We start from the raw sequence: 15260 nt of genomic DNA, 5'->3' as shown, positions 1-15260 counted from the left end.
GTATGACTGACTATGATAAGCATTACTCTAAAGTAATTTTGCTCCATGACTCATACAGTTTAACCGCAGAAGAAAAATCGCTGTCTACTTCAGATAAGTCACTGGCAGTTTGAATTAAACTTTGAGCCAGTCCAATCACAGGTGCAGACAGTTTTGCTTCGCGGACTAAATCAACGGCAATGCCCGTATCTTTTGCCAATAGAGGGAGTGCAAACGTAAGCGGGAAGCTGCGGTTGAGGATGCGCTGAGGCAAAACAGTTTCAGTTACGCCACTTTTACCACTCGATGCATTAATGCAATCTAATGCTTCGTTTAAGTTTACGCCATGAGCCTTTAGTGTGGTAAAACCTTCGGCAACAGCACAGAGGTTCACCGCCAAAAGCATATTATTTACGGCTTTAACTGCAAAACCAGCACCTGATTCCCCTACATGTTTAATCAGTTTACCAAACGCTTGAATAGCTGGTAGTGCGCGTTCAAAAGCTGCGGCATCACCACCGATCATAACCGTAAGGGTTGCATTATCAGCGCCAATGGTTTGACCACTCACAGGTGCATCTAAAAAGTCGACACCTTGCTGTTTAAGCAGTTCAGCTACTTTTTTTGCAGAGGACGGTACACCGCTGGTGCAATCGACCCAAATACTGCCTGCTTTAAGCTCAACTTGTGCAAGTAAGTCTTCAATATCTTGACTGGTTGGAAGGCAAGAGAAGACCACATCGGCCTGAACGGCTTGCGCAAGTTCCACCGCCTGTGTGCCATAGGCTTCTGCATGTTGTTTTGCTTTATCAAAATTACGATTCCATACCCACACGTGTTCAAAGTGTTTCGGTAAGTGTGATGCCATGCGATAACCCATGGCGCCTAGACCGATAAATGCAACTGTCTGAATCATGTCAAACCTTAGTATTTAAATTTTACTTGAACGTTCACTTAACCACTGAGCCAGTTGTGGCCAAAATTCATCGGCACTACGCTTACTCGACATCAGTCCTAAATGTCCTCCTGGGATAAGAGTAAACGTGACATCGGTGCTACTTGTCAATTGGGTGAGTGGTTTAGCGGCTTCTGTAGTAACTAATTGGTCTGTTGTGCCTGCGGCAACAAGCAATGAGCACTGTATATTTTTTAAAGCTATGCTTTTCTTATTTAATGTGATTACTCCTGTTTTGAGTGGATTACGTAGCCAAACATTAAACAACATGTCTTGGTTGATGCCACCGGGATAATCAATCATACGGTTAAGAAAACTACCAATGGTGGCGTGTTCATATAAAGCTTCGTTGTCGTCCAAATTGAGTAACAAGTTTTTGTGGCTTTGAAACCAGCCTATAGGGTCAACCATTTTAAAACCAATCGTATTTAAAACACCTGGGGTGTGAAGTAGACGCTTCGGTATTTTGCCCTGATAAATTTGCTGTTGTAATGTTTTGCTTTTTGAAATGATTCGATTGAGATATGCAAAGAACTGGCCATTTCGCCCAGATTTATAACTGTCAATTGGGCTCCCTAAAACCATTAAATTTTTCACAAAATTGGGTTGATGCAGGGCGGTATACAAGGTCACGAAAATGCCAGCCATACTCCAACCATGCAGAGAAATTTGCTCGCTATCACTATGTTTTAAAATGCTTTGTATACAGAGTGGAATATAATGATCAATAAACGTCAGAAAGTTAAAATGACGGTTATGAATATTTAATTTCCCCCAATCAATCACATATACGGCAAAGCCTTGCTGTTGGAAGTACTTCACCAGTGAGCGATAAGGGTAAAGGTCGTAAATAGACATATTGATGGCTAGCGGGACCACAAAAACCAAGGGTTCTTTATACTTACGCACTTCAGGTGCGTAATAGCGAATTTGGGTCAGATCAAATGTTTCAATCACTTCATAAGGTGTGCTTTGTGACAAAATGAGTGACTTTCCATTAAAAATGCGCGTAGAAAGATTCTTTAATTTATTTTGATGCGTTGAAATTTTAGTTTTTAAAGCGTGCATATAGGTCTTAGATCTCAAATAAGCAGAAAGTTTGATCGAAGTTTAATCAATATTCGCGTATTTTACCTTGACCTTAAATAGCCTAGACGCTCAAAATGTTGGCAATTCTTTACAAAGGCAGTCTGTCGACTGAACCAGAGCCATGAGCCTACAAGACGAATTTGAATACCAATTAGATACCTTAGCCATTCGTACTGGGCATACGCGTAGTTTCGAGGGAGAACATGGCGAACCTATCTTTCTAACTTCATCATTTGTCTATGAAAATGCAGCAGAGGCCGCAGCAAAATTTTCAGGTCAAGAGCCAGGGAACATCTACTCGCGTTTTACCAACCCAACTGTTGCAATGTTTGAAAAACGCCTTGCAGCTTTAGAAGGTGCAGAGCGGGCAGTGGCAACCAGTTCAGGTATGGCCGCAATTATGGCCGTGGCAATGTCATTTTTAAAACTGGGCGATCATGTGATTTGTTCACGTGCGGTATTTGGTTCGACCGTATCTTTGTTTGAAAAATATGTGGCTAAGTTTGGTGTAACTGTCGACTTTGTCGATTTAACAGATTTAGATGCATGGAAAAATGCCGTTAAGCCTGAAACTAAATTGCTCTTTGTTGAGTCTCCGTCGAATCCTTTGGCTGAAGTGGCAGACGTTCAAGCACTTGCTGATATCGCACATGCCAATGGCGCACTTTTAGCAATTGATAATAGTTTCTGTACGCCAGTATTACAGCGCCCAATTGAGTTTGGTGCGGACTTGGTGATTTATTCAGCGACGAAGTATTTGGATGGTCAAGGTCGTGCTCTCGGTGGAGCAGTAGTGGGTAGTCATAAACTACTCGAAGAAGTGTTTGGTTATGTACGTACCACAGGGCCTTCAATGAGTCCTTTCAATGCATGGGTATTCTTAAAAGGCTTAGAGACTTTACGTTTACGTATGCGCGAGCATTCAGCAAGTGCGCAGAAACTGGCAGAATTCTTAAATACACACCCGAAAGTCGAAAAAGTGTATTACGCAGGTTTACCAGAGCATATTGGGCATGAGCTTGCAGCGAAGCAACAAACAGGCTTTGGTGGGATCGTTTCTTTTGAAGTGAAAGGCGAGCGCGAAGGGGCATGGACTGTTATTGACAATACTCAGTTTATTTCAATTACAGGCAACTTGGGCGATGCCAAATCGACCATTACCCATCCTGCAACGACTACCCATGGCAAACTTTCACCAGAAGCGAAACAAGCCGCAGGAATTCGTGAAGGTTTAATTCGTGTTTCTGTTGGTTTAGAAGATATTGATGATATTATTCGCGATATCACACGTGGTTTAGACTTAATCTAATTTTTTAATTTTATGTTCGGAGATTTTAATGAACATTAATATGTTAATGCAGCAAGCTCAACGCATGCAAAAAGACATGGAAAGCAACATTAAAAAAGCTAAAGAAGAGCTTGCGCAAACTGAAGTGCATGCTGAAGCTGGTGGTGGTTTGGTTAAAGTGACGATGACTTGCCGCAATGTGGTAAAACGTATCGAAATCAATCCTGAATTATTGCAAGATGATGCAGATATGATTGAAGACTTAATTGCTGCGGCAATGAATGATGCTGCACGTCAAGCAGAAGCAATCACTGAAGAACGCATGAAAGCTGCGAACTCAGGTGCAGGCTTACCACCAGGTCTAGCTGGTTTATTCTAATTAAGGAATACGTATAGTGTTTAGCGATCGTTTTGATCAATTGGTACAAGCTTTACGTATTTTGCCAAGTGTTGGGCCAAAATCGGCTCAGCGCATGGCGCTTCATCTGATTATGAAAAATCGTGAAGGGGCTGTGGGTCTTGCACATGCTTTGAACGAAGCCACCAGCTATATTCACGAATGCAGTTTGTGTCACTCACTGACTGAAAACGAAGTTTGTGATATTTGCATCTCGCATGAACGTGACGATCAACTCCTTTGTGTGGTTGAGTCTCCAGCAGATGTGATGGCGATTGAGCAAAGTGGCAGTTTCCGTGGTAAGTATCATGTATTGGGTGGGCATTTATCCCCACTTGATGGTGTTGGGCCTGAAGAGATCGGCATTCCTTATCTAATCCAGCGTTTAGGCGATGGTAAAGTAACAGAAGTGATTTTGGCGACCAATGCAACGGTAGAAGGTCAGGCCACAGCGCATTATTTGGTTGAGGCAACGAAACATTTACCGATCCAAATGACGCGTATTGCACAAGGCGTACCACAGGGTGGTGAACTTGAATATGTCGATAGCCATACCTTAAGCCAAGCTGTACATAATAGAATGCGAATGAAATAAGTATTTCGATACTTGTTTCATTTTTTAGTTGAGCTACAAGATTGAAATCTTGAGTAAGATAAAAAAAAATATTAATTTGAATCTAGTTGTATAAAAAAATCACAAAAAACGGCAAATAATTAAAAAACCCTTAGAAATCTTGATAGCTAAATGATCTTATTCAGGTAAGATAGCCCAAAGAGCATCTAGCATTAGACGCAGTAGGATATGTTTCAGTTTATTCAGCAGCAACAAGACTTAACACCAGTCTTAGAAAAAATGGATCGTAACGAAGTCTATGGACTCGATACAGAATTCATCAAAGTCGATACCTTATGGCCGAAGTTAGGCGTATTTCAAATCAATGTCGAAAACAATGTCTATTTACTCGATGGTACGACACTCGATTTATCTGAATTTTGGAATAAACTTTTTCGCGCACAACAAAATGTCTTTCATGCTTGTAGTGAAGATATCGACCTGATTTATCACTATGCACAGCATAAAACCTTAAACAATGTATTTGATACCCAAGTGGGCATGTCTTTTTTAGGACATGGTCTACAAGTCAGCTATCAAAATGCACTGAAACAAATGTTGGATGTCGATATCGACAAAGGGGAAACCCGCTCAAACTGGTTGGCGCGTCCATTAAGCCCTGCACAACTCAGCTATGCGGCAAACGATGTGCTGTACTTGATGAATCTGTCTGAAAAAGTTAAACAAGAACTAGATTCAAAGTCACTCTTACATTTTGCACTTGAGGACTGTCAGCATCTGACGCAAGAAATCGCGACAGAAACGCCTTTGCATTTACTCTATCAAGATATTGGTAACTATCGACATTCACGTCGTCAGTTAATGCAGTTGCAGCAGTTGGCTGTATGGCGTGAACACATGGTGAAAGCTCTAAATACACCACGTAGTTTCATTTTGAAAAACTCAAGCATGATTGATTTGGTTGAGAAAAATCCAAAAAATGCTTTTCAGTTATCGGGTGTAAAAGACATACGTCAAAACGTTGTCCGCGAGCACGGCAAAACCATTTTAGATTTGGTGAAGTTCTTGCCTGAGCAAGCAGATTGGCCGCTACGTATGGCACGTCCCATCCGTCATTCTTCAAAAGATGTGGGGGAGAAGATTGATCACTTAATTCAAAATGTGGTCAATGAAACCAGTATTCCTAAAGAAGTGTTGATGCGCAAAAAGTGGATGAACGCACTGCATCAACATGTGGTTTTTCATAATGATGAGCAAGACTTGCCTGATTATTTATTAGGTTGGCGCTATGATTTGTTAACCCAACCTTTAATTCAACTCCTACGCCGTGATGAAAGCTATCTTTCGACGCAAATGAAAGTGATGGATTAATAATTAGTCAATTGGTCTGAAGTTTGAATATTTATACAAAATCACGACTGATGCGTTAATCATGACTAATGTCAGCTGCTTTTATTTGATGTATCCTGTGGCTTGAGTTATTTGAGTGCTGTTTTAGATATGCAATGTTCTATTTATAAATCAAGCAAAAAAGATGAAATGTATCTTTATATTGCTTGCCCAACTGAAGCTGATCAAGCCGCTGAAGATTTTAGCCCATTGAATGTTTTACCTGAAGCTGTTCGTGTTGCATTTGGTCGAGCGACTTTTGTGATGTCATTAGAGCTGAGTGAAGCGCGTAAATTGGCCCGTGTAAATGTATTGCATGTCATTGATTCGATTCAAACTCAGGGCTTCTTCCTACAAATGCCGCCAGAAGGATTAATCAATCCGAACGCTGCGGCACCAGAAGGCCTTCGTGGCGCATAAAGCATAATTCAGGAGTTGCACCGTGGATAGTTTTCTTTCAATGCTCGATTCAATTCCTGAAGACAGTATTGCTGTCACAGTTTACCTTTTGGGCAGTTTGCTAATTTTGTGGTGTTGGTATTCCATTGCTACACGCCTGCCGAAGCTGTTGGGTGGCATCACATGGATGATGATCTTTGCCATTTTATTGACACCAACGGTTTCCGAAGGTCCAAACTCATCGATTGCACCCGCTATTTTTGGCTTGCTTTTCGGTGTGTTAACGAAAGAATCAGCACTCATTTGGTCAAATTTGTCACTGATTCTCTTTGTCATGGGTGTGGGGCTTGTGATCGGTTTCTTTTGGTCAAAATATGTGGCTAATAAAACCAAAGTAGTTGTCAATAACAATCATTCACCGCTGTAATTAATAAAAATAAGGTTTAATCATGTCTGTTGAAACACAACAATTTACGGGTACAGATCAGTACATCGCTACCGATAGTTTAAAACTTGCTGTAAAAGCTGCACGTAGCTTACAAAAGCCTTTATTGGTCAAAGGTGAGCCAGGTACGGGTAAAACTTTACTGGCTGAACAAGTGGCTGAAAGCTTAGGCTTAAAATTGTTGACTTGGCACATTAAGTCAACCACAAAAGCCCAGCAAGGTTTATATGAGTATGACGCGGTTTCACGTCTACGTGACAGCCAACTGGGTGACGACCGTGTTTATGACATTAAAAACTATATTAAACCGGGTAAATTGTGGGAAGCGTTCACCAGTGAAGAGCGTTGTGTTTTATTGATTGATGAAATTGATAAGGCAGACATTGAGTTTCCAAATGACTTGTTGCATGAATTGGATAAGATGTCTTTCTATGTATATGAGACAGGCGAAACCATTACTGCATCACAACGTCCTATTGTGATTATTACTTCAAATAATGAAAAAGAACTTCCAGATGCATTCTTACGTCGTTGTTTCTTCCACTATATTGAATTTCCAGACGACGCAACCATGCGTGAAATTATTGATGTTCATTTTCCGCAAATTTCAACTGCATTGGTCAATGAAGCATTACAAGTTTTCTTCAAATTACGTCAAGTTCCGGGTCTAAAAAAACCACCATCAACTTCTGAATTGATTGACTGGTTAAGCTTGCTGATGGCCGATGATATGCCAGAAGATGTACTGCGTAATCATGATAAGTCTAAAGCCATTCCACCTTTATATGGCGCACTCATTAAAAACGAACAAGATGTACAGTTGCTTGAACGTTTAGCCTTCATGTCTCGTCGTTAAAGGAGAAACACGCATGTTTGTGCGCTTGTTTTATACCTTACGCAAATACGGTGTTCCCGTCTCGACGCGTGAACTGATCGATCTGAATGAAGCTGTTGCTTCAGGTCTGGTCTTTGCCGATCAAGAAGAGTTCTATCAACTCGCCAAAACGATTATGGTGAAAGATGAACGCTTCTTTGACAAATTTGACCGAGGCATGAAGGACTATTTTGATGGGATTTCAACTTTTGATTTAGATGATTTACTCAATAAAGTTCAAAAGTTACCGAAAGACTGGTTCGATTTAGAACTCTTAGAAAAGCATCTAAGCCCTGAGCAGCGTGAAGAATTAAAGAAAGCAGGTTCATTAGAAGAACTCATGAAAATGCTGGAAGAACGTTTACGCGAGCAGCATAAGAAACATCAGGGTGGAAACAAGATGATCGGCACTGGAGGAACGTCTCCATTTGGTGCTTATGGTGATCATCCTGAAGGGGTGCGTATTGGTGGGCCAGGACGTAAACGTTCTGCTGTAAAAGTTTGGGAACAACGTAAATATCAGAATTTGGATGATGATCAAATTCTCGGAACGCGCCAAATGCAAATGGCATTGCGTCGTTTACGTAAATTTGCCAGACAAGGTGCGGCTGAAGAGTTAGACATCGATGGTACAATTCGCGAAACAGCGAAGCAAGGCATACTTGATGTGCAGCTCGTGCCTGAACGTCGTAATCGTATTAAGGTGCTGATGTTGTTTGATGTGGGTGGATCGATGGATTCACATATTGCACAATGCGAAAAACTGTTTAGTGCGGCGAAAACTGAGTTTAAAACCTTAGAGTATTTCTATTTCCATAACTGTTTATATGACTATGTTTGGAAAGACAATGTGCGTCGCTCAAGCACCCGTATGAATACATGGGATTTATTCAATACCTATGGACGCGACTATCGTGTAATTGTGGTTGGAGATGCCTCTATGGCACCTTATGAACTCAATTCTGTGGGTGGTTCGGTTGAATATATGAATGATGAAGCAGGCAATGTCTGGCTACAGCGTTTACGCAACCATTTTGAAAAAACAGCATGGTTGAACCCAGAAGAAGATCGTTATTGGCATTACACCCATACGATTGGTTTGATTAAGCAAATTTTTGAAGACCATATGTACCCAATGACCCTCAAAGGCGTTGAGGATATGACTAAGTATTTAGCACGATAAAGCTGGAAAGAAAGCACATTTTAAGAATAAGGATCATAAAAATGGATCATCAAATTAATGGTATTGCTTTGCCTAATGACGCGGGCTTTTTTGGGAGCTATGGTGGTCAGTTTATCCCGCCTCACTTAAAAGCGGCAATGGATGACATTAAAGTCGCTTACGAGCAAATTCGTGTAACAGAAGAATTTCAAACTGAACTTGCTGAACTGTTTGCGCACTATGTTGGTCGTCCAAGTCCGTTGTTTTATGCAAAACGGTTATCTGAACAGTTGGGCGGGGCACAGATTTATCTTAAACGTGAAGACTTAAACCACACAGGCGCACATAAAATTAATCACTGTTTGGGTGAAGCGCTGCTTGCAAAATATATGGGTAAAACCAAAGTGATTGCAGAAACGGGTGCGGGCCAACACGGCGTTGCACTAGCAACCGCCTGTGCTTTGGTCGGGATTCCGTGTGAAATTCATATGGGGCAGGTGGATATTGAAAAAGAACATCCCAATGTCGTCAAAATGAAAATCCTTGGAGCAACACTCATTTCAGTGACACGTGGTACTGCAACATTGAAAGATGCTGTGGACAGTGCTTTTGAAGAGTATTTAAAAGATCCAACCAATTATATCTATGCTATTGGTTCGGTTGTTGGGCCACATCCATTTCCAATGATGGTGCGCGACTTCCAGTCGATTATTGGTAAAGAAATTAAAGAACAAACCTATGAGCGCTTTGGTGCGAACCCAGATTATGTGGTTGCATGTGTGGGTGGTGGTTCAAATGCTATGGGTGCTTTCACCGCATTTTTAAACGATGCAGATGTGAAACTAATTGGTGTAGAGCCTGCTGGTCATGGTCTTGATACCGACATGCACTCGGCAACCTTAACTTTAGGTAAACCAAGTCAAATTCATGGTATGGCGTGTTATGTACTTGAAAATGATCAAGGTGAACCGTTACCAGTACACTCGATTGCTTCAGGTCTAGATTATCCTGGCGTCGGGCCTCAGCACAGTCTGCTGAAAGATTTAGGTCGTGTTGAATACACTACAGCGACTGATCAAGAGTGCTTGGATGCGTTTATGCGGTTGTCGCGAGTTGAAGGAATTGTACCTGCGCTTGAAAGTTCACATGCCGTGGCGTGGGTGCTTCGTGAAGCTCCAAAGTTGGCCAAAGATATTAAAATTGTGGTGAATGTATCTGGTCGTGGCGACAAAGATGCAGACTATGTCGCTGCAAAATTAGGTCTGAACTAAGTTTTAAGCCTTTCATAGTTATATAAAAATCCCTGCTTAGTGCAGGGATTTTTATATGGTTTCAACTTTATTTTTTATCATTAGTAGCCAATGCTGAGTATACGTTCATTATTGAACACCTCACCATTAAAACTTAACCTGAAATATACTGTTGTAGTTGCTCAATCAGTTTCTTTTGATCATCCATTGCCGCTTTCACCAAGTCACCAATAGAAATGAGTCCCAATAATTTATCTTGTTCAACCACGGGCAAGTGACGTAGATGGCGATCTGTCATAAGGTCTAAACATTCTTCAACCGTAACTGCTGTTGTGACCGTCAGTACTTTTGCTGTCATAATTTCATTGACTGTGGTTTGCTTTGAAGTACGTTCCATCAACATGACTTTGCGCATGTAGTCACGTTCGGACAATATACCTACAACGCGTTCTTCGTGTGTGACCACAAGTGCACCAATGCCTTTATCTGCCATAAGTGAAATTGCTTCAAAAACGGTGGCTTCAGGGCTGATGGTGTAGATTGCTTGATGTACTTTATCTTTTAATACTTGAGCAACATTGGTCATAGGGCATATCCTCGGTTGTGGTTATTGTTTTATATTTAAATTAGCGCGATTTAAAAAAAAAGCAAATACTTTACAGTCATAGCTCTCAATAAAATAACAAGTTAATTGAGCTTTATTGTTCTTAATGGGCCTTAAGCTGGTGCTAGAATATGGTCATTGAAGAAAAAGTGACGCATTTGAGACGTACTGAGCTTCATGCGCTTTGTGCCATTACATAGCGCAGGGGTGACTTTTAAGCGTGACAGAGTAGGCAATAATGCGCTTTGGAAATCCTGCGGCGTGATTTTTTTAGGAATATAGTTTGGCCAGTGCAATTGAGCATATTGGTGTGCGTGTAAACCATTGAGCCAAAAGGGGAAAACATAGTCATCGTGATCTGAGGTCATCGCCCAGCCTTGCTGTTCAGCGTTGTAAAGCCCCCAAAGAATACCGCAGTACATCATGCCTCTTAGAATATTGATTTTTAAATATAAATGATTTGAAATCGGTTGTAGTTTCAAAATTTTGTACATAGCGTTATGTCATTAAGGAACATGACGCTATTTTAAATAATTAAGATGAAAGTTCAGTGTAAGCTTTGCATAACTATGTAAATAAATATGTCATATCAAAATGTTAGGCTTAAAAAAAACGCCACCTAGGTGACGTTTTATTATGCTTTCATGGTGGCAAGCTGTTGCCAGTATTGTGCTTTAAGCGAGTCGCGCTCTACGCGGAAACCTTGATAATAAAGTTCTGCCAAAAACAGTGCTGCTTTACCGTGGCCAGCGCGTGCAACGCTTTCTAACTGTTGTACTGCTTCTACGAAGTTCATTTGTGATTGAATGGTGTTTACTGCATCCGCATACGCATGTTCTAAGTCATGATGAGAGATTTGTTGAATCATATTAAGCTCCTTATTCTAATTATGATCACTTAAAGGTAATTTTACCTTTAGATATAAATATCACGCTAATGTTAAATATTTATTACAAATTGCTGGAATTGTCAAATATATTGTCGAGTATTCTTCATCTTATTTTGTTTACATGATTAAACAATGAACAATCAAAAGATTGAATATGATAATAAAACAGGAAACTGTATTTTATAAGGAGAATAACATGACAAATACATTAGACGGTTTTGATTTTGATATGCCTCCAACTGTTTCTCAAATTGTAGCGTTGGCGCAATATCACCGAACGCTATTAGATGAAGCAGTTTTCCATCAAGAAATTCATCTTGGGGATTTTTGTTTGGCACAACGTAAACGAGTTTATGATTTCACACGTCAGCTTGATGAAAATCAACGGGCTGATTTTTATGAAACATACAATGGGGAGCTAAGACGTATTGCCGATGACGATCCTGCACACCCTGCAGATGCAGAAAATGGTGTTGGGGCTTTCGCCATTATGATTGCATTGGGGGTAATTGCCTTGGTGCTCTATTTTGCAGTTATTCGTAGCATTGTTGGTTAGACTTTTGCTTTACAAACAATCTGACTTGCTGAAATTATGTCCTCTTTAGCATTAATGGGGGGCATTTTTCAGCATTTCAACTTGTGATTATGCAATTCGCTACTTACACTAGTTTCACTAGAGGTAGGTTATGCACATTGCGATCCAAAAAATTCTTAAATTAAAATCACAGATTACGCTTGTACAAATTTATAATGGTCTGATGGCATCGATCATTATGCTTATTGTCATTTTATCGAGTATTGCCTTATCTCGACCCATTTCTCCAAGCCAATTTGAAAATGTAAGTCGCTTATCTCATCAAGCGACTTTCCCAGAAACACAAGAGATGGCACAAGATCTGGTTTTGGAAAACCAGATTTCCTATATTGATTACTTTAGATTAATGCAGGCTCATCAGTTTGAACAGAATCGGGCGAAGCAGCTTCCGGCATTGGCTCCGGAGGTTCAATAATCGCAGGAATTTGATCAGGATGCGGTATGCTTTGCTTAATGTTCGGATCAAGATTCAATTCTAAAATATGTCGAAGTTGCTCTTTATCTAAGGCGTTACTGACAATCACAAGGGTAAGACTCTCAGGGTGAATATGTTTACGTATCGCATTTTGAACATCTAAAGGCGTGATTGTAGCTAAACGTTTTGGGTAGTCTGCTAAATAATTCGCATCTTGCTGATAAAACCCTATAGAGCCGAGTTGTGCATTGATGTTTGCATTGCTGCTATAGCTGTTAGGTAGGCTGCGTAACATACCGGCTTTAGTTTCTTCTAACTGCTGTGCATCAATTGGTTGATGGACAAAGTCAACTAGGGCTTTATGCGCCACTTGTATGCTGTCCATGAGCTGATCTTGCTGGGTTGAATAACTTAGACTAAAACTTCCAGCCGCTTGACTAAATGTAAAAGCACTGTTTGCTCCATAGGTGTATCCACGTTTAACGCGTAGTTCTTTCATTAAAATGGAGCTAAATCCACCCCCACCCAACATACGGTTAGCCAGTTCGAGCGCCAAACGATCAGGATCATCCCGCGTGGTTGATAGATGTCCCATGGTGACGTGGGCTTGAGTTGAATTAAATACAATATGTTGAATATCAAAGTTAGGTTTATCTTGTGGTACAGCAAGTGGCTTTGCTTCTTTACCTTGCGGAAGGGCTGCACTTATTCGTTCAGCCAGTTTCTGCGCTTGTTTAACACTGAGTTGGCCTGTCAGTGCAATATTCATATTTTGACTAACCAGAAATTCATCTCTGAATTTTTTTAAGTGCTGAGTCGTAATTTTTTTAATACTGCCATTGGTTCCCGTAATCGGTTCCGCATAAGGGTGTGAACCGTAGAGCGCACGATAGAAACGAATGCTCATCAATCGACTCGGGCTCTCTTTCAATTGCTTCTGACCTACTTGAGTATTGCTCACCATCAAACTAATACTGTTATTTTTAAAAGTAGAGTCTTTTAATACTTCAAGCATCGTACTTACCGCAGCATCTAGTTTTTTAGGGTCAGACAACGAACGCAGTCGAACCACAAACATGTCACGGTGTGCAGCTACACTAAAACGAGCCCCGACTTGTTCAAAGGCATTCGCGATTTCAACTGCATCATGTTGCGTAGTGCCTTCATCGATGAGTTGTGCTGCCATATTGGCAACACCATATAGGCCTTTTTCTACTTCTACATCTCGTGCAGAGCCTGCATTAAAGGTAAGTTGAATATCCACCATAGGTAAGGCGGGTGACTCAACAAATAGACTTCGAACTTTGTATTTGTTCTTAAGTTCGTGTACATGTGGTGCTGTATGAAGGTCGCTGGTTTGAACCTGTTTTAAGCTTTGTAGAGAAGCAATAGACTGTAATGTACGTGGGTCATCATTGCTAATACTACTTGTACTTACATCTGCAATTACATTGGTAGTGCAAAAGGTAGACATGGTAATAAATAACAGGTGAAAGATGGTCTTTTGTTTTTTCATTATTTTGTGGCCTTCTTTTCTGGTTGAAGGTACAACGTACTTAAGTTATCTCGTACAAAAGCAGTTTTAGCAACTTGCTGAATATCTTCAGGTGTAACCGCTTCAAAATGCTGTGGAAGCTGATCCATTAGTCGATAATTCAAGCCATTCACGGCTAAGTTTCCAATCATCTTTGCTTGCCCGACTATGTCATCTTGACCATAAATTAAGTTTGCAACAAAGCGTGTGCTAATCCGTTCAAGCTCTTGTGGTTGAACAAGTTCTGTTTTGAGTCGCTCAATTTCATATTCAATGGCTTTTTGTAGCTCAGGAAGTTCCACGCCAGTGACTGGAAGTGCGGAGATACTAAATAGACTGTCTCCACGGTTATAAGGGTCATAACTGACACTCAGTGCGGTCGCTAATTTTTTGTCGCGTACAAGGCGCTGTTGTAATCGAGAGCTGATCCCGCTATCTAATAAGCTTCGAATAAGTGTGAGTGCATAAACATCTTCTGGATTGCTTGCTGTTGCAAGTGATTTCACATTCCAAGCCATATATAAATTTGGCACCTCAACATTGGTATTTTGCTCCATGTGACGGTAGCCAATGTTCTCAAACTCAGTCACATCATTGCGTACAGGTGTTGGATGGCTTTTGATGTCGCCAAAATATTTTTGAACTTGTCTTAAGGCAGATTCTGCATTGACATCACCCACAATCACCAAGATCGCATTGTTTGGGCTATACCATTTTTGATACCACTGCTTCACGTCATCTAGACTTATATTTTGCAAGTGTTTCATGTGCCCAATGACGGGTTGACGATAGTGACTCGTGGGATAAGAAATCCATTTGAAGCGTTCGAAAGCGAGTGAGCGGGGGTTGTCATCGGTACGTAGGCGTCGCTCCTCCATCACGACTTTAATTTCAGGGTCAAAGTCTTGTTTCCGTAGTAAGAGATTGCGCATACGATCTGCTTCAAGCTCTAAAGCCATTGGGAGGTAAGTTTTAGGATAAAGCTGATAGTAATTGGTGTAATTGGTAAATGTTGCGGCATTTACTGTACCGCCATAGATTCGACTTAAGCGACTGAATTCGTCATTGGGGACTTTGGATGTGCCTTTAAACATCATATGTTCCAGCACATGCGAAATACCCGTTATATTTCCAGACTCATCGGTACTGCCGACTTTGTACCAAATTTGGGTCATGACCATTGGGGAGCGGTGATCTTCACGGATAATCACCTGCAAGCCATTGCTTAAAGTGTTTTCAAAACTACTGCGGGTAAGTTCACTGCGTATTTGTGCATGGGTAGTTATAGGTAAACAAAGTAGAGTTAAACCCAGTGCAACTAAACTTTTTTTATAAGAATGCGTGACTAATAAGTGATGCATATAAAATTTGGGCTCAGGTTGAAGTGAAGTTAAAGCATTTCAATAAATAACCATTCTTAAG

Annotated in this window: 17 protein-coding genes; 10 read left to right on the top strand and 7 right to left on the bottom strand. The window is 40.8% G+C overall.

Annotated elements, in window-relative coordinates:
• Nucleotides 1-22: 22 nt before the first annotated feature.
• On the bottom strand, nt 23-895 hold the full coding sequence (locus AC4MC0_RS09235; protein WP_490737890.1) for an NAD(P)-dependent oxidoreductase: 873 nt from the start codon (nt 893-895) through the stop codon (nt 23-25).
• A 15-nt stretch (nt 896-910) separates the two neighbouring features.
• A complete protein-coding gene (locus tag AC4MC0_RS09230; RefSeq protein ID WP_490737889.1) occupies nt 911-2002 on the bottom strand; it encodes an alpha/beta fold hydrolase in 1092 nt (363 codons plus the stop codon).
• 142 nt (nt 2003-2144) lie between these two features.
• On the opposite strand from AC4MC0_RS09230, the gene AC4MC0_RS09225 reads away from it, so the two are divergent.
• The 9 genes from AC4MC0_RS09225 (at nt 2145) to trpB (ending at nt 9822) form a co-directional block, all read left to right on the top strand.
• Nucleotides 2145-3332 (top strand): O-succinylhomoserine sulfhydrylase, encoded by a 1188-nt coding sequence (locus AC4MC0_RS09225; RefSeq protein WP_004697048.1) that lies wholly within the window; start codon nt 2145-2147, stop codon nt 3330-3332.
• A gap of 28 nt (nt 3333-3360) precedes the next feature.
• A complete protein-coding gene (locus AC4MC0_RS09220) occupies nt 3361-3690 on the top strand; it encodes a YbaB/EbfC family nucleoid-associated protein (RefSeq protein ID WP_004984648.1) in 330 nt (109 codons plus the stop codon).
• A gap of 16 nt (nt 3691-3706) precedes the next feature.
• The gene (gene recR / locus AC4MC0_RS09215; protein ID WP_005401228.1) at nt 3707-4303 is read left to right on the top strand and encodes a recombination mediator RecR; all 597 of its coding nucleotides are present in this window, start codon (nt 3707-3709) and stop codon (nt 4301-4303) included.
• Nucleotides 4304-4510: 207 nt separating this feature from the next.
• On the top strand, nt 4511-5653 hold the full coding sequence (locus AC4MC0_RS09210; protein WP_336956973.1) for a ribonuclease D: 1143 nt from the start codon (nt 4511-4513) through the stop codon (nt 5651-5653).
• 129 nt (nt 5654-5782) lie between these two features.
• On the top strand, nt 5783-6091 hold the full coding sequence (locus AC4MC0_RS09205; protein ID WP_336000662.1) for a YcgL domain-containing protein: 309 nt from the start codon (nt 5783-5785) through the stop codon (nt 6089-6091).
• Nucleotides 6092-6113: 22 nt separating this feature from the next.
• Complete coding sequence (locus tag AC4MC0_RS09200; RefSeq protein ID WP_336000658.1) at nt 6114-6497, top strand: hypothetical protein; 384 nt, start codon at nt 6114-6116, stop codon at nt 6495-6497.
• Nucleotides 6498-6519: 22 nt separating this feature from the next.
• Nucleotides 6520-7371, top strand: coding sequence for an AAA family ATPase (locus AC4MC0_RS09195; RefSeq protein WP_004697065.1), 852 nt, complete (start codon nt 6520-6522; stop codon nt 7369-7371).
• A 13-nt stretch (nt 7372-7384) separates the two neighbouring features.
• Nucleotides 7385-8572 (top strand): vWA domain-containing protein, encoded by a 1188-nt coding sequence (locus AC4MC0_RS09190; RefSeq protein ID WP_005401232.1) that lies wholly within the window; start codon nt 7385-7387, stop codon nt 8570-8572.
• A 41-nt stretch (nt 8573-8613) separates the two neighbouring features.
• Nucleotides 8614-9822, top strand: coding sequence for a tryptophan synthase subunit beta (gene trpB, locus AC4MC0_RS09185; protein ID WP_490737888.1), 1209 nt, complete (start codon nt 8614-8616; stop codon nt 9820-9822).
• Between the two features lie 133 nt (nt 9823-9955).
• Here trpB and AC4MC0_RS09180 read toward each other — a convergent pair whose 3' ends face one another.
• The 3 genes from AC4MC0_RS09180 to AC4MC0_RS09170 form a co-directional block, all read right to left on the bottom strand.
• Nucleotides 9956-10387: a CBS domain-containing protein gene (locus AC4MC0_RS09180; protein WP_005401235.1), complete on the bottom strand. Its 432-nt coding sequence runs from the start codon at nt 10385-10387 to the stop codon at nt 9956-9958.
• A gap of 131 nt (nt 10388-10518) precedes the next feature.
• A complete protein-coding gene (locus AC4MC0_RS09175; RefSeq protein ID WP_005401236.1) occupies nt 10519-10899 on the bottom strand; it encodes a DUF2750 domain-containing protein in 381 nt (126 codons plus the stop codon).
• Between the two features lie 140 nt (nt 10900-11039).
• Nucleotides 11040-11273: an SEL1-like repeat protein gene (locus tag AC4MC0_RS09170; RefSeq protein ID WP_004697075.1), complete on the bottom strand. Its 234-nt coding sequence runs from the start codon at nt 11271-11273 to the stop codon at nt 11040-11042.
• A 217-nt stretch (nt 11274-11490) separates the two neighbouring features.
• Between AC4MC0_RS09170 and AC4MC0_RS09165 the strand changes: the two genes are divergently transcribed.
• Nucleotides 11491-11850: a hypothetical protein gene (locus AC4MC0_RS09165; RefSeq protein WP_004697078.1), complete on the top strand. Its 360-nt coding sequence runs from the start codon at nt 11491-11493 to the stop codon at nt 11848-11850.
• A 377-nt stretch (nt 11851-12227) separates the two neighbouring features.
• Here AC4MC0_RS09165 and AC4MC0_RS09160 read toward each other — a convergent pair whose 3' ends face one another.
• Complete coding sequence (locus AC4MC0_RS09160) at nt 12228-13820, bottom strand: M16 family metallopeptidase (protein ID WP_490737887.1); 1593 nt, start codon at nt 13818-13820, stop codon at nt 12228-12230.
• A complete protein-coding gene (locus AC4MC0_RS09155) occupies nt 13820-15199 on the bottom strand; it encodes a M16 family metallopeptidase (protein ID WP_490737886.1) in 1380 nt (459 codons plus the stop codon). The genes AC4MC0_RS09160 and AC4MC0_RS09155 overlap by 1 nt, the downstream gene beginning before the upstream one ends.
• Nucleotides 15200-15260 lie beyond the last annotated feature (61 nt).

It is taken from the genome of Acinetobacter sp. CAU_H_S139_7, assembly GCF_058599305.1.
The sequence above is the reverse complement of the archived record's forward strand: the minus strand, read 5'-3'. Positions and strand labels throughout refer to the sequence as shown.